Annotated in this window: 18 protein-coding genes; 11 read left to right on the forward strand and 7 right to left on the reverse strand. The window is 70.9% G+C overall.

The window, feature by feature from the left end:
* Positions 1–100 precede the first annotated feature (100 nt).
* The 3 genes from ACFCV8_RS06440 to ACFCV8_RS06450 form a co-directional block, all read right to left on the reverse strand.
* Positions 101–1,192: a radical SAM protein gene (locus ACFCV8_RS06440; RefSeq protein WP_376684119.1), complete on the reverse strand. Its 1,092-nt coding sequence runs from the start codon at positions 1,190–1,192 to the stop codon at positions 101–103.
* 55 nt (positions 1,193–1,247) lie between these two features.
* Positions 1,248–1,787, reverse strand: coding sequence for a CYTH domain-containing protein (locus ACFCV8_RS06445; protein ID WP_376684120.1), 540 nt, complete (start codon positions 1,785–1,787; stop codon positions 1,248–1,250).
* 110 nt (positions 1,788–1,897) lie between these two features.
* The gene (locus tag ACFCV8_RS06450) at positions 1,898–2,356 is read right to left on the reverse strand and encodes an ATP-binding protein (RefSeq protein WP_376684121.1); all 459 of its coding nucleotides are present in this window, start codon (positions 2,354–2,356) and stop codon (positions 1,898–1,900) included.
* 252 nt (positions 2,357–2,608) lie between these two features.
* Here ACFCV8_RS06450 and ACFCV8_RS06455 point away from each other — a divergent pair, with 252 nt between their 5' ends.
* From ACFCV8_RS06455 to ACFCV8_RS06465, 3 genes are all read left to right on the forward strand, one after another.
* Positions 2,609–3,496, forward strand: a complete 888-nt coding sequence (locus ACFCV8_RS06455; RefSeq protein ID WP_376684122.1) for a helix-turn-helix domain-containing protein — start codon at positions 2,609–2,611, stop codon at positions 3,494–3,496.
* Entirely contained in the window at positions 3,483–3,674 is a 192-nt protein-coding gene (locus ACFCV8_RS06460) for a DUF397 domain-containing protein (protein ID WP_376684123.1), read from the forward strand. Before ACFCV8_RS06455 ends, ACFCV8_RS06460 begins: the two co-directional genes overlap by 14 nt.
* 283 nt (positions 3,675–3,957) lie before the next feature.
* Entirely contained in the window at positions 3,958–4,470 is a 513-nt protein-coding gene (locus ACFCV8_RS06465) for a GNAT family N-acetyltransferase (protein ID WP_376684124.1), read from the forward strand.
* Between the two features lie 43 nt (positions 4,471–4,513).
* Here the strand turns inward: ACFCV8_RS06465 and ACFCV8_RS06470 are convergent, their stop codons facing one another.
* From ACFCV8_RS06470 to ACFCV8_RS06480, 3 genes are all read right to left on the reverse strand, one after another.
* Positions 4,514–5,101: a DinB family protein gene (locus tag ACFCV8_RS06470; protein WP_376684125.1), complete on the reverse strand. Its 588-nt coding sequence runs from the start codon at positions 5,099–5,101 to the stop codon at positions 4,514–4,516.
* 129 nt (positions 5,102–5,230) lie between these two features.
* Entirely contained in the window at positions 5,231–5,494 is a 264-nt protein-coding gene (locus tag ACFCV8_RS06475; RefSeq protein WP_376684126.1) for a hypothetical protein, read from the reverse strand.
* A 103-nt stretch (positions 5,495–5,597) separates the two neighbouring features.
* The gene (locus ACFCV8_RS06480) at positions 5,598–7,490 is read right to left on the reverse strand and encodes a right-handed parallel beta-helix repeat-containing protein (protein WP_376684127.1); all 1,893 of its coding nucleotides are present in this window, start codon (positions 7,488–7,490) and stop codon (positions 5,598–5,600) included.
* Between the two features lie 198 nt (positions 7,491–7,688).
* On the opposite strand from ACFCV8_RS06480, the gene ACFCV8_RS06485 reads away from it, so the two are divergent.
* The 4 genes from ACFCV8_RS06485 to ACFCV8_RS06500 all read left to right on the forward strand — a co-directional run bounded on the left by ACFCV8_RS06485 (position 7,689) and on the right by ACFCV8_RS06500 (position 14,351).
* Entirely contained in the window at positions 7,689–8,219 is a 531-nt protein-coding gene (locus ACFCV8_RS06485) for a GNAT family N-acetyltransferase (RefSeq protein WP_376684128.1), read from the forward strand.
* A gap of 1,020 nt (positions 8,220–9,239) precedes the next feature.
* On the forward strand, positions 9,240–11,435 hold the full coding sequence (locus ACFCV8_RS06490; RefSeq protein ID WP_376684129.1) for a hypothetical protein: 2,196 nt from the start codon (positions 9,240–9,242) through the stop codon (positions 11,433–11,435).
* 100 nt (positions 11,436–11,535) lie between these two features.
* Entirely contained in the window at positions 11,536–12,495 is a 960-nt protein-coding gene (locus ACFCV8_RS06495; protein WP_376684130.1) for a hypothetical protein, read from the forward strand.
* A gap of 173 nt (positions 12,496–12,668) precedes the next feature.
* Entirely contained in the window at positions 12,669–14,351 is a 1,683-nt protein-coding gene (locus ACFCV8_RS06500) for a DUF11 domain-containing protein (RefSeq protein ID WP_376684131.1), read from the forward strand.
* A gap of 928 nt (positions 14,352–15,279) precedes the next feature.
* On the opposite strand, the gene ACFCV8_RS06505 is transcribed toward ACFCV8_RS06500, so the two are convergent.
* Positions 15,280–15,627 (reverse strand): hypothetical protein, encoded by a 348-nt coding sequence (locus ACFCV8_RS06505; RefSeq protein ID WP_376684132.1) that lies wholly within the window; start codon positions 15,625–15,627, stop codon positions 15,280–15,282.
* A 279-nt stretch (positions 15,628–15,906) separates the two neighbouring features.
* Here ACFCV8_RS06505 and ACFCV8_RS06510 point away from each other — a divergent pair, with 279 nt between their 5' ends.
* The 4 genes from ACFCV8_RS06510 (at position 15,907) to ACFCV8_RS06525 (ending at position 20,321) form a co-directional block, all read left to right on the forward strand.
* A complete protein-coding gene (locus ACFCV8_RS06510; RefSeq protein ID WP_376684133.1) occupies positions 15,907–16,644 on the forward strand; it encodes an enoyl-CoA hydratase family protein in 738 nt (245 codons plus the stop codon).
* Positions 16,645–16,712: 68 nt separating this feature from the next.
* On the forward strand, positions 16,713–17,375 hold the full coding sequence (locus ACFCV8_RS06515; RefSeq protein WP_376684148.1) for a TetR/AcrR family transcriptional regulator: 663 nt from the start codon (positions 16,713–16,715) through the stop codon (positions 17,373–17,375).
* A gap of 172 nt (positions 17,376–17,547) precedes the next feature.
* The gene (locus ACFCV8_RS06520) at positions 17,548–18,729 is read left to right on the forward strand and encodes a serine hydrolase domain-containing protein (protein WP_376684149.1); all 1,182 of its coding nucleotides are present in this window, start codon (positions 17,548–17,550) and stop codon (positions 18,727–18,729) included.
* Complete coding sequence (locus tag ACFCV8_RS06525) at positions 18,726–20,321, forward strand: alpha/beta hydrolase (protein ID WP_376684134.1); 1,596 nt, start codon at positions 18,726–18,728, stop codon at positions 20,319–20,321. The genes ACFCV8_RS06520 and ACFCV8_RS06525 overlap by 4 nt, the downstream gene beginning before the upstream one ends.
* The last annotated feature ends 27 nt before the right edge of the window (positions 20,322–20,348 follow it).

A 20,348-nucleotide genomic window follows, 5' to 3' on the forward strand; every position in this document is an offset into this window, starting at 1 on the left:
CGTGGACCGTGAGTTCGTTCAGCCGGTTTCCGGGAAGCGGGACAAATCCGGGCCCAACAGACCACGACAGACCGGGAGATCGGGCGGATCTCAGCTCGCCTCAAGGCATCGAGGCGCGCATTCCAGTGAGACGAGCGGCCTCGTCGTCACGGAACACAGCCACTTCACGGCACCGTTGACTCATGACGAACTCGCCCAGGCTCATGCACAGATCCATGCGCTGAATACACACGCCGACCATGAACGGGCCGCCCGCGGCCCGGTACATCCGGACCCCGTAGTAGCCCTCCTGACAGTCTCGGCCATTGTCGAACCGGCAGCCGGTGCACGTCTCGGGAAGACGCACGGGACGGATGCTCTTGACGTACAGAGTTCGTCCGTCCGGAAGGCGATAGCGCACGCGTTGATCGGACGTCCCGGCCGTGACGACGCGACGGATGGGCACCGCGCCGACGTGGTCGACGACGGCCTGCATCGCCGCAAGTGAAGCGCTGCCGTCCTGCAACGACACGAGCATGCGGACAACCAGGCTGCGGCTGTGCCGTTCGATGATGCGCAGCACGCGGTCCACGTGGTCGTGACCGGGGACCACGATGTTCGCGGACACCCGGACCCCGTGCGCGATGGCGGCATCGATGGTGGCGTCGAGAGCGGCCAGCTTGCGTTCGGCGAGCTTCAGGGACGCGAGGCGAGGCCCCTGCACGGCGGCGAGTTCATCCGGCGTGGTCCCGAAGACGGACAGGTTGATGCGATCGAGTCCGGCGGCCGCTGCGGCAGGCAGCACCGAGGCTCCCGCTTCGCCGTTCGAGGTGATGCCCACAGTGAGCCCCAGGCGGCGGGCGATGGCAATGAGAGCGGGCAGGTCGGGGTGAAGGGTGGGTTCTCCGCCGGTGAAGTGGACTTCTGAGGTCGGCAGCGCACCGCGCACAGCGGCGAGCGCGAGGGCGAAGTCGGCGTCGGCGTCGATTCTGGTCGGCAGGAAGTCGGCGCCGTTGGTGTTCAGGTAGATGGAGACGCGTCCTGAGCGGCCCGGGCCACCGGTGAACCGGTCCGGGCGGTGAGCATTGTCGGCCGCCACGGGCGTTCCTTCGTTGTGGCAGAAGGAACAGGCGAGGCCACACGCATCGATGATTTTCACGCGCAAGGTCCGGTCCGGCCGTACTTCGACCGGCAGGTGAGACAAGTCGTGCATGGTGACCCCTCTCGGTCCGGCCGGGGCGCCCCGGCCGTGGGGTATGGGTGTCGGCCTATTCGAATCGCAGGTCGGTGATGACTTCGAGGTCGATGCCGTACAGGCGGTAGATCTTCGTGGTGTTGACCGACGTCAGACCGTCGCGATCGAGGCCGAGCGCGGCTGCCGCTTCCCACACCTGCGCCTCGTCGTCGGCCTCGATCTCCAGGTAGGGCGGGATACGCGGCCACTCGTCGATCTCCAGGCGGACCGGGCCGAGTGTGTAGGAGGTGCGGCGGTTCTCCTGGTAGCCGCGCGGGGTCAGCCCGGCGAGGCGGAGCAGTTCGGCGGTTCCGGCGAAGTCGTCGACCGTGACCTCGGTCTCGCGGGTCCCGTCGACCGCGTCGGTGCTGATCTCCTTGACGCACAGGGTGACCACGCTCCCCATGTCCCGCAGGCGAACCCAGCGCCCGGGAACGGGCGGGACGGTGTCGTACACGTACCGCCGCATGACGCGCGCCGGGGCCGCCTCGACCCCACCGGCGGCGACGATCCGCCGGGCGATGTCCACGGGGTCGATACCGAGGGCCTTCGCCTCGTACTCGATGTCTGACACAGGGGTGACTCCTTGGCTTCTGTTCGATTGCGGCGGATCTGTGCGCTCGACGGCGGCGAGGCGCCCCGGGGTCTCTCCCACTCCGGGGCGCCCCGCTCCCGGCCGGACGGTCATCTGGACCGTGGGATCTCCGCCCAGACGAACTTGCCGAGGGGTCGGACCCCGAAGCCCCACCGCCTCGGGCACAGCGCGTCAAGGATGACCAGACCGCGCCCGCGCGTGCGTTCGTGGTTGCGGTCGTCGGACATGAACCGGTGCCGAGGCATCCGGCGCACGGGGTCGTGCACCTCGACGCGGGTTTGTTCGCGGCCGGCGTCGATGGCGACCCGAATCAGGTCACCGGGCTCGGTGCCGTACCGGTAGGCGTTGGTGACGAGTTCGCTGGTCACCAGGACGACGACGTCGATGTGCTGGCCCGAGGCGTTTGGGGCGCGACGGCCGATGACCTCGCGGACGAAGTCCCGGGCATGACACACGGATTGAGGCTCGCTTGCCAACAGCAGCGTGGGTGGGGGCCCCTCGGGCGGCGGGCAGAGCGCGGGCGGAGGGGCTGGCGGAAGCTCGATCATGCGTGTTCCTCGTGGGCAAGTGCCGTGCATGGAAGGTGATGTGTGTGAGCAAGTGCAGTTACGTGACGAATTGATCGCTCACGGAGAGTGGCTCCCAGGTTGCACGGTGTTCCAAGTGCCGTGCAAGACTTCATTGCGTTGTATCGCTCATAAAGCATCGAACTGATGCCTTGTACTGCGAATCGAGCACCGAACTGCTTTCATCGCGAGGGACGAAAGTCCCTCATACTGGGTTCTGCGGGAGGGGTGGACATGGCCGAAGGTCAGACCGGATCGACGGTTCCGCGCCGTCAACTGGGGCGAAATCTTCGAGAACTTCGCAATCGGGCGCGACTGACAGTGCGTGCGGCGGCGAAGAAGCTGGAGTGGTCAGAAGCGAAGATGTGGCGCATCGAGACGGGGCAGACCGCGCTGCGGAGCCTCGACGTTCAGGCGATGTGCCTGGTGTACGGTGCTCCGCCGGATCTCACCCAGGCTCTGATGGGACTGGCGAAGGAGACCAAGGCGCGTGGTTGGTGGCATGCCTACGGCGACTCGATCCCGGAAGGGTTCGACATCTACGTGGGGCTCGAAGAGGCTGCGGAATCGTTGTCGATGTACGAGAGCGATCTCGTCCCTGGGCAGCTTCAGACTGAAGGTTACGCACGCGAGATCATTCGCACGCACATCCGTGGGATTGGTGACGCGGAACTGGATGGACGCGTCCGACTTCGCATGGAGCGTCAGTCACTTCTCACCCGCGCAACCGATCCGCTGGTGTTCCGTGCGGTCCTGAGTGAAGCGGTGTTACGCCGTCCCGTTGGGGGCCGCGAGGTGATGGCACGGCAGCTCGCTCACCTGGTCTATGTCGCGACACTGCCGAACATCTCGATTCGCGTGGTGCCCTTTGCGGCTGGTGCGCACTCGGGAGTTGTCACGGGTCCGTTCCTGATCCTTCGGTTCCCACTGACCGGTGATGGCGTTGCCACAGAGCCGCCGACTGTCTACGCGGACGGGTACACCGGCGGCCTGTACCTGGACAAGGAACGGGAGGTGCAACAGTACGACGCGGCCTTCGACGACATCTGTAAAGCATCGCTGGATGAGCAGGCGTCGCTACGCCTGATTTCCGAAGTAGCAGGGAGCTATGAAAAAGGTTGAGAACGTCGAGTGGCTCAAGTCGAGCCACAGCAATGGAAACGGCAACTGCGTCGAGGTGGCCCGCCTCGGCGGGGCGGTCGGCGTCCGAGACAGCAAGCAGCAGGTGGGGCCGGTCCTGATCTGCGCCTTCGGTGGGTGGAAAGCCTTCATTGGAAGCGTGGTCGAGGAAACGCTCTGAGGCCTGCCCGTGGAGATGTGGGCAGGACGACGGCTGCGCGGCATGCGTCCTCGTACGGCCGGCTCGGGTTGTGCGGGGGCGTGGCTGTGCGCGGGGCCGCGTCGGTGGCGGTCGACGTGGGGGCAGGCTCGTGCGCGTACCTGCTAGAGTCCCCGCCAGTAGTGAGCCTTCCCGGCCTGGATGTGTCATCCACCGGGGAGGCTTTTTTCGTGCCCGGAGCCCCGGTGCCGCTGATCCAGGGATACGGGGCTCGCCGGTCGTCCAATCCCAGCGAAGGAGCCCCGTGCCGGACGTATCGATTCGCCCCGCAGGCGTCGCCGACCTCCCCGTAGTGGAGCGGTTGTGGCTGATGTTCCGTCATGACATGTCGGAGTTCGATGCTCTGCTGCCCCAGGTCGACGGAACCTTCCGCAGCGACCGGCTCCATCTGGCCTTCTCCGAGGCCGGCTGGGCGCCGTACCTCTTCATGAGCGGTGACCGTCCCGCCGGGTTCGCGTTCGTGCGCGGTCTGACCGGACCGGCGTGCGTGCTGAACAGCTTCTTCGTGGTGCGCGGTGCACGACGGACGGGGATCGGGCTGCGTGCTGTCCAGGAGGTCGTGGCCAGGCACCCGGGCCCGTGGGAGATCGCGTTCCAGGACGCCAACGCCGGCGCGGTGCGGTTCTGGCGCCGAGCCGCCACGGCGATCGCGGGCGAGGCGTGGACGGAGGAGCGCAGACCGGTCCCGGGGCGGTCCGAGCTGCCTCCCGACGTCTGGATCTCGTTCGACTCGACCGACGTCGGCTCGCCGGGGTGATCCCTCATGGAGTCCCCGCGCGGCCGCCCCCGGGAAGCCGGGGTCAGCCGGCCTCGACCGGTGCGGCCGACCTGGCGGCCTGCTCGACCCTCGCCCAGTGGGCCGCACGGGCTTCCGCGTCGGCCTGCTTCTCGAGGTCGGCGCGCAACCCGGTCCGGCCGTCGAGGCCCTCGCGCAGGATGTCGGCGTGTCCGGCATGCCGGGTGGACTCGCCGAGGACATGGGCCATGACGCTGAACAGGTTCGTGTTGGGACGGGATCCCGGCCACCACGGCACATGGCCGGGGGCGTCGACCGGCAGCTCGCTGATCGTCGCGTCCGAGTGCTCCCAGGTGCGCCGGTAGAACGCGATGATCTGATCGCGGGTCTCGTCCTCGGCCGCCCACTGGTCGCCACCTTCGTAGTCCTGCCACCGGCACAGTGGTTCCGGGGAAGGGCGGTCGAAGACCTCGCCGAAGTACCTGGCCTCGACGGTGGCCACGTGCTTGACCAGGCCGAGGAGGCTGGTCCCGGTCGCCGTCAAAGGCCGGCGGGCGTCGTACTCGGACAAGTCGTCGAGTTTCCAGAGCAGCGTCTCGCGGACCCGCCGCAGCCCCTCGTGCAGGTAGTCCTTCGCGAATTCGTCGATCATGCGGCACGAGCCTGCCACGGGCTCGGCATGGGCTCAACCCGTGCGATCACCGCGGGACTTCGCGAAGGACCGCGCCGACCGGCCGGAGTCGGTAGGAAGGGCCGGGTTTCGCCCACGGGGGCTTCGGGGCTAAGCGGGCCTGTCGTCGTCGGCGGTGGGGAGTGTCGTGTGGCCCGCGCTCCAGTGGTTGACCCAGCCGCACAGCGGGCAGGCGTAGCGGCCGTCGACGCCGTACACCTCGTGGCCGCAGCGGCGGCAGTTCGTACGGGTGATCTCGCCGCGCGGCACGGAAGAAGTCCCTGGACCGGCGCCGGAGTTGGAGCCGGGGTCGGCGCCGGGCTCGGGCTCGGGATCGGGATCGGTTCTGTGCTCGGGCTCGGGATGCCGGGTCATGTTCGGAGGCTACTCCCCGGGACCGCCCGTCCCGGGATCCGTCCGGGCCGTGCCGATGGACCCGCGCGGCCCGGACAGGGCGGGAAGGAGGGCGGAGCCCCGGTCAGACGCGGTTCTGGCCGGGGCCGACGGTGCCCCCGGACCAGTCGAGCGCGGCGCCGGAGCCGTTGACGACCAGGGCGGTGGCGTCCGTCCAGCTGTTCCCGCTCAGGTCGTTGCCCGCGATGACGGCGCCGGTCGCGGTCGCCGCGGCCGTGACCCCGTTCACCGTCGCCCCGCCGCCCCTGCGGACCTTGTTGCCGGTGACGGTGCAGCGCACCGCGCCGTCCGAGAGCCGGATGCCGGCCGAGGCCGCGGCCGTGATCTGGTTGCCGGTGATCAGCGCGTCCCCCAGGGTGCCCACGAAGATGCCGTGGTTCGTCGTCGTGGTGTCGATGCTGTTTCCGCCGACCGTGGCCCCGGCGTGGTTCGTGACGTTGATGCCGTTCGACCCGGTGGCCCGGACCGTGTTGTTCGCGATCGTGGCCCCGCTTCCGGCCTGTACGAGGATGCCGGAGCCGCCGGTCGTGTCGATGCTGTTGCCGGTGATGCTCGGGGACGTGCAGGAGTCGGCGCGGATGCCGGTTCCGCCCGAGGCCCGCACCACGTTGTCCGCGATCTTGACGCCGGAGACCTGCGCGGTCGCGTATCCGAGGACCGTGATCCCCGAATCGGCGGCCGGGGCGTCGACGGTGTTGCCGGTGACGACCAGCGAATGCGGGGTGATCGGGAATCCGGCGGTGGCCGGGTTCGGGTGCGTGAGGCGGATGCCGGCCGCGCCCGTGCCGGTGATCACGTTGTCCGCGATGACCGAGCGCCGCCAGCAGTACCCGTGCACGCCCTCGGTGCCCGCGCCCTCGACCCGGTTGCCGATGATCTGGATGCCGTCGAAGTACCGGTCCGCGGCGGCGGCGTGGGAGCCGACCGCGCGCCCGAACGGGCCGAGCCGGTCGGAGGGGCCGAAGTAGCAGCCGGACACGACGATGTTGTTCGCCGTGGTGTCGTCGAAGTCGCCGATGGAGCTGGACCCGGCCTTGGCGATGTCGATCTGGACCGCCTCGGACGTGCCCCGGTTCTGCTCGGCCGTCGTGTCCTTGAACCCGAGGAAACGGCAGTTGACCGCCCGGCCGCCGTCGATCGAGTTGAACTCCAGCGCGTGCGCCGCACTGGTGTTGGTCACCGTCGCGTCCCGCACCGTGATGTCCCGGGCGTGGATGAAGTTCAGTACGTCGGTCAGTGCGGTGACGGTGCCGGACGTGCCGTCGGCGGCGTTGCCGTCCCAGGTGCCGCCCAGGACGTTGATGCGGGAGTGCCCGCCGTAGCCCGCGAACGTCTCGTCCGGCAGGAAGTTGCGCAGGATGCCGGAGTTGCCGATCGCGCGGAGCGTCGCCCCGTAGGCGTAGACCGTGGTGTCGTCGAAGACGACCAGGAACGTGCCGATGCCGTACGTGCGCCCGGCGGGGACGACGACGGTGCCGCCCCCGGCGGCGTGGGCGGCGTCGAGCGCGGCCTGGACCGCCGGCCGGTCGTCCGCCACGCCGTCGCCCACCGCCCCCTCGACGACGAACAGCCGCGCCGCGACGAAGTCGGCCGGCCCGGGGGAGGGGTCCGGCTGCGCGGGAACGGCCGGATACGCCGCGGCGGCCCCCGCCGGCACACCCGCCGCCAGCTCCCGGCCCTCCTGGCGCCAGCGCACCGGAGTCCCGGCGGCGTCCACGTACTCGTACTCGATCGCGGGTACGGCGCAGATGAACGCGGGGATCACCCCCGGCGCGGAGTGGCCGGCCGGGTTGCTGCGCAGCTGGCCGAGCGGAGTGACCCCGTCCATCCGGTAGAGCACGGTGACGGGTTCACCCGTGCCGGCCATCCGGACGAGCAGCGGATGGTCGGGGACGACGTCGCCGGTCCGCGTGGTGAGGACGTCGGTGGGGGCGCCGCCGAAGGTGTACAGGGACATGAGGGACCTCTCGATCGGGCGGGCAGGGATTGCCGTTGTCGGCCCACGTGGTGCTGATGCCGTCCTGCGGATACCACATGCCCTGTGCGGCGCCGCCCCACTCCGCACCGCCTTCGGCCGGGGCCGCCGGACCCGGCGAGTTGTTCGGACGGCCCGGAAGCCCCTGACCGGGGGAGCGCATGTGCCTACTCTTCCGCCATGGACGACAACACGCACGGCCTGCACATCCGGCAGGGCGGCCCGGCCGACGCACCGGCCATCCTCGCCATGCTCGACTCCGCGGTGGCCTGGATGAACGCCCGTGGAAACACCGAGCAGTGGGGCACGACGCCGTACTCCCGGATACCAGGTGCGGTGGCACGGATCGATCAGTACACGACCGAGGAGTCGCCGTTCGTCGCGGAGCTGGACGGAAAGCCCGTCGGAGCCCTGGTACTGGGCTCCGGCCCCGGCCCGCAGACGCCGATACCGCCGGCCGACGAACCGGAGAGGTACGTCCGGCTGCTGGTCTCGCACCGGGAGTACGCCGGCCTGGGCATCGGGGCGGCGCTGCTGGCCCGTGCCGTGGAGGAGACCCGGCGGGCCGGTGTGGACCTGCTCCGGGTGGACTGCTGGGCGGGAGGCGGCGGCGAACTGGTCGCCTACTACGAGCGCACCGGCTTCACCCCCACCGACCGCTTCCTGTCCGGGACCTGGCCGGGGCAGGTGCTGGCCAGGAGAGTGGGCTGACCGTCCGCCAGGAGGCGACGGTGCCGGTCGTGGCCGTGGCCGTGGTCGTGGCCGTGGACGAGCGGCGGCGACCGGCACCGTCGCAACGGCCCTCGTGCGACGTCGAATTCATTGCCCTCGGGGCGGGGGCTCAGGCACGCGGCCCAGGGCTTCGGCCCGGAAAGCCGCCGTCCTCTGCGGATCGGAGCAGTCGACCGTCGGCTGCACCGTCATCTCCATGCCCGGAGCATCGCAGGCAGGACTGGCGGACGATCCGCCTCCGTGACGCGCGCCAAGCACTGTTTCCCAGATCATGTTCGCAGCCAGATGGCGAGGGCTGCGCGTGTGACGGTGCCGAGGTAGATGGAGGCGCGTTTCTCGTAGCGGGCGGCGACGGCACGGAAGCCTTTGAGGCGCTTGATGGTGCGTTCGGCAGTGCTGCGCTTCTTGTAGCGCTCGCCGCCGAACCCTGTAGGCCGACCGCCTCGGGATGCCCGGTTCTTGCGATTCCTTGGCTGGTCGAGACGTTCGGGGATGGTGTGCCGGATTCAGCGGCGTCGCAGGTAGCGGCGGTTCTTCCGGGACGTGTGGGCCTTGTCTGCCAGGACCTGGTCGGGCCGGGTACGAGGCCGGCCGGCTCCGGCCCGGGGTACGGAGATTGCTCCAGCACCCGCTCGAGCTGGGGCTACACGCCAGCAAGATTGCGTTACGAGTTCTTGACAGGGAATACCCCGTGGCTGCGAGCCGGGCAGCGGTGGTGTGGCCGGGACGCGCCGCAGGTCGCGGAGTCCGCCGCCACCGCAGAAAAGACAGCGTGATTTTCATCATTCGATGTTTTGAATAAGAAACACACCTTGCTCCCTCCAGTCGCGCATTCACGACTTAAAGGGGGAAATCGGGTAAAAGGTCGTTTTAGTTATGGAAGGTCGCGGCAGGGATGCGTCGTCTTGGGCCGGGACAGCGGGAATCCCGCGGAAATCGCGGCAGGAGCGGAGGACGATGCCAGCATTCGGGGCAGTCAGACGGATGAGGTCCGTGGTCGTGGCAGGGGTCGTCGCGTCCATGCTCTTCGGGATGGTGTCGGCGGAAGCGGCGGCCCCTCAGGACGGTCCGGCGACCAGGGCGGTGACGCCCCGTCTGGTGAAGGTGCTGGGGCTTCCGCGCCCGAACAGCTTGGACAGCGAGGTGCGGGCCGACTTCGTGATCGCGGTGCCGACCGGCACGTCGCCCTCACTGGTCCGCTACGACTGGAACGGCGACGGGACGGTGGATACCACGGCCACGCTGAAGACCGGGCCGGGGATCGACCAGGAGTATCAGATCGTGCGGCGCGAGCCGATGGGCGGCGGTGAGGACTGGCTCACCCTCACGCTGCGCGGCGATGGCGCGTACGACAACGCGACGTGCCCGGACACTCCGGTGAATCTCAAGGCAGAGGTCACCGTGTCCGGCACCGTGATCACCGTCCCGATGCCGATGGACCAGCGCAGCTTCAACGCCTGTCCCGGCAACGGCAGGCCGCTGATGCGTCTGCCCTGGGACAACGTGTGGAACAGTCCGGACGGGAACAGCCAGGACGGCTGGGGCGCGGTCACATCGGACGGCAAGGTCCCCGGTGACAAGTTCGTCCTGGACGCCGACAACCCGTTGACCGTCAGTACGGCCGGGCAGAACGACTGCGGCGTCACCGGCACCTTCTGGTACCAGTTCGTCCGCGAGGACGGCAGCCCCACGCTGCTGACGCCCAGCCCGGTGAGCGTTTCGGTGACCTCGCACCACGCCGATGTCTCCAAGCAGGTCGCCCTGCCCGCAAAGGACTTCGGGCCGGACGGTCCCGGCTACTACAAGTTGCTGGCCTGGCCGGAGGCGAAGAGCCGGGACGGTTCGGTGAACTGCGCCGCACGGACGTGGACGCCGGGGGACGTGGCCAACTCGTTCCAGGTGGGTTCGGTCTTCTTCGTCAGCACCACCCAGGCGCAGCTGGCCAAGTCGTTCAGCCCGGCCACCGTGGCCGTGGGCGGAACCACCAGGCTGACCTATACCGTGTCCACTGCGGCGGGCGCGACCGGCCAGAACGGCCTCGCGTTCACCGACACGCTTCCCGCGGGGCTGGTCGTCGCCCCCACCTCCGCGACGGAGACGACCTGCGGCGGCACGGTCACGGCATCCGGCGGCACGGTGTCCTTCAGCGGGGGGTCGATCGGCCCCGGGCCGAAGACGTGCACCGTGTCGGTGAACGTGACGTCGTCACCGGCGATGATCACCGCGACACCGTGCCCCGCACCCGCGCTGACCAACAGTGCGGACCGGATGAGCGGTCTGGCGCCGAGCAACCTGGTGCTGGCGTCCCCGTTCGGCGCCTGCGTCTCGATGACCGGCGGGGCGACCCTCGTCAAGAGCGCCGACCGGGCTTCCGCGGCACCCGGCGAGTTGGTCAACTACCGTCTTGTGCTGTCGAACCCCGGCACCGCGCCGATCGCCGGACTCAGTCTGCTGGACGACGTCTCCCAGGTCGTCGCCCACACGGGTACGCCGACGGCGCTGACCGCCGTGGCCTCCCCGCCCGCCACGGTCGCAGCCCCGCAGTTCGACGCAGCGAACCAGCGCGTCACCTGGTCGGGCAGCGTCCCGGCGGCCGTCAGCGGTGTCGCCGGTACGGTCACGCTCACCTACACGGTGAAGGTGAACGACCCGGTCGCAGCCGGCACTACCCTGACCAACACGGCCAGTTCGACACCGGACCTGTGCGGCTCCGCCACTCCGAGTCCGTGCCGGGCGGCCGTCGTCGTCGCCGCGGCGGCGGCTGACCTGTCCGCCGGGAAGGCGCCGGTGGGCAACACCGCCGTCGGTCCGGGGACCACCTTCCAGTACACCGTGACCGCCGCCAACGCCGGCCCCTCGCAGGCCGTCAACGTCAGGGCGACCGACACCCTCCCGGCAGCGCTGTCGTTCGTCTCCTCGTCCAGCGGCTGCACGGGAAGCGGCAGGACCGTCAGCTGCGGTCCCCAGGCCGTCCTGCACGCCGGCGAATCCGCCTCGTGGACCTTCACGGTCCGCCTCGACCCGGCGTACACCGGCAACGGTTCGGACATCGCCAACCAGGCGGCCGTCTCGTCCGACACCAGCGACCCGGACCCGGCCAACAACACCGGCCCCCAGCCCGGCGCCGGCCTGCCCGGCGGGACACCCGCGCCGGCTCAGGCCGACCTTGAGCTGGGCAAGGGCGCCGGGCCCTGACCCGCTCACACCCCCACAGGACTCACAAGGGCGCACCACCGCGCCATCCCCCTTCTGAAAGGCGTCGCCGGTCATGCCAGGAATTGTTCGAAAAGTACAGGTGAGCGCATTCGTCGCCTGCACAGCACTGGCCCTGGGGAGCATGCCCGCCACGCTCCCCGCAGCGCAGGCGGTGACGCCGGGCGAGACCTTCACCTACACACTCAGCGTGAAGAACAACGGCCCCGCGGTGGCACACAACGTGACCGCCACCGACACCCTGCCCGCCCATGTGACCTTCGTGTCGTCGCCCGACGGCTGCACCGCGGTCGGGCAGGACGTCAGCTGCGGGCCAGAGCCGACGCTGGCCGTCGGGCAGTCCAAGACCTGGAAGGTTCTCGCCAAGCTCGACCCGGCGTACATCGGCGACGGCTCCGACCTCGGCAATATCGCCGCGGCGAAGTCGGACACCAACGACAACAACCCCGCCAACAACACCAACCCTCCCGTGCTGCCCCCGGGCCCGTTCACCCCGCTGGCCGATCTGTCCGTCGGCAAGGTGCCCCTCGGCAGCACGATCGGCCCCGGCGAGACGTTCCAGTACACCGTGACCGCCGCCAACGCAGGCCCGTCGCAGGCCGTCAACGTCAAGGTGACCGACACCCTGCCCAGCCAGCTGTCCTTCGTGTCCTCGTCCGACGGGTGCACCGCCAGCGGGCAGGTTGTCAGCTGCGGACCCGAGCCGGCCCTCGCCCCCGGCGGCAGCAAGGCGTGGACGTTCACGGTCCGCCTCGACCCGGCGTACACCGGCAACGGTTCGGACATCGCCAACCAGGCGGCCGTCTCGTCCGACACCAGCGACCCGAACCCGGCCAACAGCACCGGCCCGACGCCAGCGGCCGGGCTGCCCGGAGGAGCGGTGAACTCCGGTAACGCGGACCTGGAGATCTCCAAGGAGGTCGAGAGCACGCAGCCCGCGGCAGCGGCAGCCGAACAGCGGACCGGCTCGCCGAGCACGCGGCCCAGCGGGCGTCGTCTTCCCGGTGCGCCGCGGGTCCAGGCCGAGGAGACGGTGAAATGACCGCAGGCGCATGGCGGTTCGCTGTCCGGATCCTTGTCGCGGCAGCTGTGCTGTCGTGCGCCTCCGTCACGGGTGCGAGCGGGGCCGTTCCGGACGCCGTACATCGTCCGACGGCCCCCGCGCCCGCTCCCGGGCCGCGGGCCGGTCTCAGCGGGGCGGTCGAACTCCGTGCTGTGGCGCCAGGTTCGGCCCCCCGTGAGGTCCACCCCGGTGACCTGCTCGTCTACACACTGACCGCGAGGAACAACGGGCCCTCCGTGGCGCGGAATGTGACCGCGGTCGACGAACTGCCCCGGAGTATCACGTTCCTGGGGTCGGACGACGGCTGCACCGCCGACGGGCAGACGGTGACGTGCGGGCCCGAGGCCCTGCTCGCCGCGGGCAGCACCCGGACATGGACGTTCACCACCCGCCTGGACCCCGCCTATCTGGGCGACGGCTCCGATCTGGGCAACGTCGCCATCATCAGGTCGGACACGAACGACGACAACAGCGGCAACAACAGCAGTCCGCTGGTCGTCCCGCCCGGTCAGGTCGTTCCGACGGCGGACCTGGCGATCACGAAGAGGGCGGCGAGCGGCACGCCGGTTTCGCCGGGATCGACCTTCGACTACGTACTCACCGTCTCCAACAGCGGACCGTCCCAGGCTGCCGGGGTCGTGGTGACCGACACCCTGCCCGCAGCGCTGGCCTTCGTGTCCTCCGCGGACGGCTGCACCTCCACCGGGCAGAACGTGACCTGCCCCGAACTCGCCACCCTCGCCGTCGGAGCGTCCCGCACCTACACCATCAAGGTACGGGTGAGCGCCGACTACCGAGGCGACGGCTCCAGCATCCGCAACGTCGCGAAGGTCACCTCGGACACCGCCGACCCCGACACCTCCGACAACACCGCCGAGGCCGGTCTGCCGGGGCGGCCGCCGACCCGGGGACTCGCGGACCTCATGGTGGAGAAGACTGCCACGGGGCCGCAGGTCGCTCCGGGCGAGACGATCCCGTACACGATCACCGTCATCAACAAGGGCCCCGGTGACGCCCATCAGGTCGTCGTCACCGACCGCGTGCCCGCGCCGTTGACCTACCTGTCGTCACGGCCGGCCGGCTGCCGGTACGACGGCACCACCCGCACCGTGACCTGCCCCGCCAAGGACCTTCTGAAAGCCGGGGACACGCTCTCCTACACCCTCGTCATGCGGCTTGACGCCGCCTACCGGGGCAACGGATCGGACGCGGTGAACACCGCGTCCGTCACCAGCCAGGACGTCGATCCGGACACCGCCAACAACACCAGTACCGCACCGCTTCCGTACCACGGCCGTCCCGCCAAGCCCCGGCGGGACATGGCGGTGCACGCCTGGTTCGCCAAAAAGTCCGTCACCCCGGGCAAGACGGTTCGGCTGAAGACCCGCGTGCGCAACAACGGCCCGTCGGCGAGCAGCGGCCGGGGCACACACACCCTCTCGCTTCCCGCCGGACTGACGTTCGTCGGCAAGATCCCACCGGGCTGCCGACGGAGCAGCCCGACCAAGACGGTCTGCGGCATCCCGCCCGGGCTGGACCCCCACGCCGGTCGCGACGTGATCCACGAGTTCTCCGTCCGGGTCTCGCCGCACGCCCGTGCGGGCCGCGTCCTCACCGGACACGACCATGTCGACGAACCGGGCGACGGCATCCGCACCAACGACGACGCCGACTTCTCCGTCCGCGTCTGTCGCGCCGCCGACGGCCCCTGCTCCGGCCAGACAGGTCACCCGCCCAAGGGGCACAAACCGTGCCGCGCCGGGCACCCCCCTCACTCCCATGGCCAGTGCCCCCGGCAGCAGCACGCCGCCCACAGCAAACACCCAGGCCACTGACCCGCTCCCGCGCAGCCGGACGGCCGACGGTGAACACCGACTGAGACCAGAGAACGACGAAGGCCCGGACCGTTAGAACCCAAGGGATGCGGTCCGGGCCTTCTGCTGGCGGAAGACGCGAGAGGAACTGTCGGGGCACGCAAGCCGACGTACGCGAATGCCGACGGGCGACCACGCCGACACGTACTGCACCGTGTGCCAGGCCGTCCTCAACAGGAGAGCGTCGCAACTGCGACCACGACTAGGCACTGTTTCTCGGATCACGTTCGGAGCCAGATGACGAGGGCTGCGAGGGTGACGGCCCACGGCCCATACAGCCAGCCTGACGCCAACGCGCCACCGGTGTCCGGTGATCCGAGAAACAGTGCCTAGATCAGTTCGACGGCCGTGCGGAATCTCCGGTCGCGCTCGCGGAGCCACTGGCCGGACCGGCAGGACACGGGGCCGAAGCGGTCGATGGCGTTTTTGACCTCTTCCGGGGCGGCGTCGACGTCCTGGAGCTGGATTCCGGCGTAGCGGATTCTTTTGAGAGAGCGCTGAATTCCGTCTCCGTACAGGGAAGAGGTGAGGAAGTTCTCCCGGAAGGGCTGCTCGAAGCGTATCCGTGAGCAGCAGGTGGAGATTGTTCTCGTCGTCGATCCGGCCGTGCCCCGCGAAGTAGACCAGCAGCAGTTCCTCGGCCTCGCGCCCGGCCGTGACGAGCGCCCTGCCGACCGTGTGCCGGTCGACGGCCTCGCCGTTCCTTCCCAGTACGCGGCAGTCCTCGGGACGGAACCGGCCGCGCTCGCCGGAGAGGACCTCCGCCAGGGTGTCGAGATTGTGCCGTGCGGCGGGGATGCCCGGCAGGCCGGGTGCCGCGTAATCCGACACGCCGATCACCAGTGCGCGGGAGGAACCCGGCGGGCTTTCCCGGGAGTTCGGCACGGCGTCAACTCCCGGTCCGGTCCAGCAGCGCGCGCGTCTTGGCGATCACCCGCTCGGGGTCGGCGGCCCGCTTGACGTCGACCACGATCCGGCTTCCGCCCGGGGTCTGCACCGTGACCTTGACGTCGGCGCGCCGCTGGGTCAGCCAGGTGGTCACGGAGCGCGCCAGCACGGTGGCGGCACCGCCCGAGCCGACCGCCACCATCAACACCTCCACGGCGGCGCCCATCTGGCCCGGCCGCGGAGCCTCGCCCTGCAGGGACAGCCGGCCGCGGAACAGGTCCTCCCGGGTCAACCAGTCGCGCAGGGAGCGCAGATGGACCTGATCGTCCTCGCCGGAGACCGTCAGCATCAGAGGGGCGGGGCCGCGTGGGTCTCAGTCATGGCGCTCATCCTGTCAGGGCCGGCACTCCGCGGAAGCCCGTTGCCGAAGGACGTACGGCGCGGGGTGGCCGGAACGCCGTGGGCGGCGGCCCGCGCTCCGTTCCTCGCCAAGGTGCCTCCGGGCAGAGGGGGCGGCAGGAATCATGCAAGCGCGCTTGATTGTTCCTGGTTCCGCTGCCACCCTCGACGCGATGGCCCGCAGGCGGCCCGCGGACGGCGGGCCGGGTCCGCAGGAGGAGAGTGACCGATGAGCCGGATCGCCGCACCCGCCCACGACCGGGGCGTCACCACCCTCGCCCTCGATTCGCCCGCCAACCACAACGCACTCTCCGCCGAGCTCGTCGACGAGCTCACCGCCGCCCTCGGCGCCTGCGCGGCCGACGACACCGTACGGGCCGTCGTCCTCACCCACACCGGCACCACCTTCTGCGCGGGCGCCGACCTGACCGCGCCACCCGACCCGGCGGCCTTCGTCGCACTGATGCGGCGGATCGTCGCCCTGCCCAAGCCCGTCGTCGCCCGGGTCACCGGCCACGTCCGCGCGGGCGGGCTCGGCCTGCTCGCCGCCTGCGACATCTCCGCGGCCGGGCCCGGCTCGTCCTTCGCCCTCACCGAATCCAGGCTCGGGCTCGCCCCCGCCGTGATCTCCCTGCCGCTGCTGCCCCGCACCGATCCGCGCGCCGCCGCCCGCTACTACCTCACCGGCGAGCGTTTCGACGCGGCCGAGGCGGCCAGGATCGGCCTGGTCACCCTCGCCGCCGACGACGTGGACCAGGCACTCGCCCCCGTACTGGACGGCCTGCGCCGGGCCTCCCCGCAGGGGCTGGCGGCATCGAAGGAGCTGGTCACGGCTACTGTGCTGGAGAGTTTCGACCAGTACGCCGAAGACCTCATCGCCCGCTCGGCGGCCCTCTTCGCCTCCGCCGAGGCCCGGGAGGGGATGACGGCCTTCCTCGAACGACGGGAGCCCGCATGGGTGCTGTGACGCCCCAGCCCCCCACCGGCCACGGCCCCAACGGCCAAAGGCCCGCCGACGGCAACCCCAGGCCGGACATCAACCCCGGGCCGGACAGCAGCCGCCCCGCCCCGCCCCGCGGCACCGCCAAGCAGGACGGTCCCGCCAAGCAGGACCGCAGCCCCAAGCAGGACCGCAGCCCCAAGCAGGACCGCAGCCGGGCCACCCGGCGGCGCCTCCTCGAAGCCGCCGTCGCCTGCCTCGCCGAACACGGCTGGGCGGGCTCCACGGTCTCCGTCGTCGCCGAGCGCGCGGGCGTCTCGCGCGGCGCGGCCCAGCACCACTTCCCGACCCGCGAGGACCTGTTCACCGCGGCCGTCGAGTACGTCGCCGAGGAACGCTCCGCCGCCCTGCGCGCCCTGCCCGTCCAGGGACGTACGGAGGTCGTCGCCGCACTCGTCGACCTCTACACCGGGCCGCTCTTCCGCGCCGCGCTCCAGCTCTGGGTGGCCGCCTCCAACGAACCGCAGCTGCGCCCCCGCGTCACCGAACTCGAAGCCCGCGTCGGCCGCGAGACCCACCGCATCGCCGTCGAACTCCTCGCCGCCGACGAGACGAGACCCGGCGTACGCGAAACCGTCCAGGGCCTCCTGGACATGGCCCGCGGCCTGGGCCTGGCCAACGTCCTCACCGACGACACGGCCCGCCGCCGCAGGGTCGTGGCGCAGTGGGCGGCCCTGCTGGAAGGCCAACTGGACTGACGCCGTGCAAGTAGGGCTGGCACCAGGCCAGTTGGGGTGGTAGCCGCAGTGATCGCCGGGTGCGGCGCGGTTAGCGTCGTTCCGCGTGAGACACGGACAGAGCAGAGCGAACAGAGCACCCTGCGCCCGTACGGTCCGGCACGCCGCCCTCCTGGCGGCGGCCACGGTCCTGCTGGCCGCCGCCTCCCTGCCGGCATCCGCCGCGAACGCCCCGTCCCGCGCCGCCCCACCCGGCCCGTGCGCCACGGCCCGCGGAGCACTGGCCGACCGGCTCGGCACCCTGGTCGCCCGCGACGGCGTCCCGGGCGTGGCCGCCGAGGTCACCGGTCCGGACTGCGGCCGGTGGTCCGTGGCGCGCGGCGTCGCCGACCGGGACACCGGCCGGCCGATGCGCACCGAGGACCGGCTGCGGATCGGCAGCGTCACCAAGACGTTCACCGCCACCGTCGTCGTCCAGCTCGCCGCCGAGGGCCGGATCGCACTGGACGCCCCCGTCGAGCGCTACCTCCCCGGACTGATCCGGGGCAACGGCCACGACGGCCGGCGGATCACCGTACGGCAGCTGCTCCAGCACACCAGCGGACTGCCCGACCACGTCGACGCCATCGCCGGGCAGCCACGGGACGATTGGCGGCTGCGCCACTACGAGCCCCGCGAGCTCGTCGCCCTCGCGCTCACCCTGCCGCACCCCGAGTCCACCTGGTCCTACTCGACCACCAACTACGTCCTCGCCGGGCTGATCGTCGAACAGGTCACCGGACACCGCGTCGAGGCCGAGGTGGACCGCCGCATCGTCCGCCCGCTCGGCCTGCGCGACACCTACTGGCCCGGCGACCGCACCGGCATCCGGGGCCCGCACTCCCACAGCTACTTCCCCGCCCCGGACCCGGTCGCGGCGGCGCCCGACGGGGCACCCCTGCGCGACGGCACCGAGTGGAACATGACCTTCGGCGGCGCGGGCGGCGCCCTGGTCTCCACCCCCGCCGACCTCGGCCGCTTCTACCGCGGCCTGTTCGGCGGACGGCTGCTCCCCGCCCGCTGGCTCGCCGAGATGAAACGCACCGTACCGGCGGACCCGCAACGCCTCTGGCCCGGCGCCCGCTACGGACTCGGCCTGATCTCCTCCCCGCTGAGCTGCGGCGGCCGGTGGTGGGGCCACGGCGGGACCGTACCCGGCGGGCACCGCGCGCTCGGCGCGATCGGCCCCGACGGCAGCGGCGTCGCCCTCGCCCTCACCAAGGTGCCCGACACCGACCGCGCCGAGGAGGAATTCCTCGCCGCCGTCGACACCGCCCTCTGCCACCCGCGCGGGGCCGGCCGCCCCGACGACCACCCGCACCAGGAGACCCCGTGACCCCTCCGAACCCGACCCCGAACCCGGCCCGGACCGTGCGCCGCGCCTCGGCCGCCGCACTCGCCCTCGCCGCCTGCCTCACCGCGACCCCCGCCACCGCCGTGACCGCGCCCCGCACCACCCCGAGGACCACCCCCGAGGCCACCGCCCCCGGCCTCGACCGCTACCACCGTCAGCACCTCGCCTGGGGCAGCTGCGCCATCGGACCCGACGACACGACGGGCCACGACCTCGACAAGGCCGGGGTCCAGTGCGCGGACGCCACCGTCCCGCTCGACTACGCCGACCCCACCGGCCGCACCATCACCGTCGCCCTCTCCCGCCTCCGCGCCACCGACACCCGCCACCGCATCGGCGCGATCCTGCTCAACAACGGCGGCCCCGGCGGCACCGCCGTCGAGTCCCCGCCGCACATCCGCGAGGCGATGAAGGGAGTCGGGGCGCGCTACGACATCATCGGCTTCGACCCCCGCTTCGTCGGCCGCAGCACCCCACTGGACTGCGACTGGCCCACCGGCATGTTCTTCCGCTCGGCCGGACCCGACCGGGCCGGCTTCGACCGCCAGATCGCCTTCCAGAAGAGCCTGGCCGACAAGTGCCGGGCCACCAACGCCGATGTCCTCCCGTACGTCACCACCCGCAACACCGCCCGCGACATGGACGTCATCCGGGGCGCGCTGGGCGAACGGAAGATTTCCTACCTCGGCTACTCGTACGGCAGTTACCTGGGCACCGTCTACAGCCAGATGTTCCCCGGCCGTTACGACCGGATGGTCCTCGACGGAGTGATCAACCCCGACGACTACGGCCCCCTCCTGCTGCGCGACACGGTGGGCGAGAACGAACAGGCGCTCGTCGCCTGGGCCGACTGGGCCGCCGCCCGCCACGACACCTACCGCCTGGGCCGCACCCGTACGCAGGTGCTCGCCACCGTCGACCGCGTCGCGCGGGCCGCCGCCCGGAAGCCGCTGACCCTCGGCACCGGGGCCGACACGTTCCGGATCGACCACACCCACGTACCGCTGCTGCTCTTCATGTCGCTCGCCGACGACCACGACGAGACCCGGGCCGAACTCGGCGAGACCGTCTCCGCGCTCTCCGAGGCGGCGAAGGGACACCCCGCCGGCCTGTCACCGGGGTTCGCCGAGGCCCTCCGGTTCATCCTGACCGGCGAGGGCTCGCAGGCGGGCAGCGTGCAGACCGCGATCATCTGCGGCGACCGGGCCGCACCCCGCGACCCCGAGAGCTACTGGCAGGACATCGAACGCGACCGCGCCGCCCACCCGCTCTTCGCCCCCATGACCGACAACATCCTGCCGTGCGCCTTCTGGGACCGGCCCGCCGAGCAGCCGACCCGGGTGGACAAGGACGTCCCGGCGCTGCTCGTGGCCGCCACCGGCGACCCGCGCACCAGTTACCGCGGCACCCTGAAACTCCATGCCGAGCTCCCCGCTTCCCGGCTGGTCACCGTGGAGGGAGCCAGGCGCCACGGCCTCTACGGCGAGTACGGCAACGCCTGCGTCGACGACCGGGTCAACCGTTACCTGGCCACCGGAAAGCTGCCCGCCGAGGACCTGACCTGCACCAAGTAGCCAGGAAACACGGAGGTGCCCGGCCCG

It is taken from the genome of Streptomyces sp. NPDC056347 (assembly GCF_042262625.1).
Lineage (GTDB): Bacteria > Actinomycetota > Actinomycetes > Streptomycetales > Streptomycetaceae > Streptomyces.

What these genes read in the sequence shown, in the direction of transcription:
- ACFCV8_RS06460 (WP_376684123.1), top strand. Translation starts at nt 3,483, where the DNA reads ATGAAAAAGGTTGAGAACGTCGAGTGGCTCAAGTCGAGCCACAGCAAT.
- ACFCV8_RS06485 (WP_376684128.1), top strand. Translation starts at nt 7,689, where the DNA reads ATGGACGACAACACGCACGGCCTGCACATCCGGCAGGGCGGCCCGGCC.
- ACFCV8_RS06480 (WP_376684127.1), bottom strand. Translation starts at nt 7,490, where the DNA reads ATGTCCCTGTACACCTTCGGCGGCGCCCCCACCGACGTCCTCACCACG.
- ACFCV8_RS06455 (WP_376684122.1), top strand. Translation starts at nt 2,609, where the DNA reads ATGGCCGAAGGTCAGACCGGATCGACGGTTCCGCGCCGTCAACTGGGG.
- ACFCV8_RS06450 (WP_376684121.1), bottom strand. Translation starts at nt 2,356, where the DNA reads ATGATCGAGCTTCCGCCAGCCCCTCCGCCCGCGCTCTGCCCGCCGCCC.
- ACFCV8_RS06505 (WP_376684132.1), bottom strand. Translation starts at nt 15,627, where the DNA reads ATGCTGACGGTCTCCGGCGAGGACGATCAGGTCCATCTGCGCTCCCTG.
- ACFCV8_RS06470 (WP_376684125.1), bottom strand. Translation starts at nt 5,101, where the DNA reads ATGATCGACGAATTCGCGAAGGACTACCTGCACGAGGGGCTGCGGCGG.
- ACFCV8_RS06440 (WP_376684119.1), bottom strand. Translation starts at nt 1,192, where the DNA reads ATGCACGACTTGTCTCACCTGCCGGTCGAAGTACGGCCGGACCGGACC.
- ACFCV8_RS06510 (WP_376684133.1), top strand. Translation starts at nt 15,907, where the DNA reads ATGAGCCGGATCGCCGCACCCGCCCACGACCGGGGCGTCACCACCCTC.
- ACFCV8_RS06475 (WP_376684126.1), bottom strand. Translation starts at nt 5,494, where the DNA reads ATGACCCGGCATCCCGAGCCCGAGCACAGAACCGATCCCGATCCCGAG.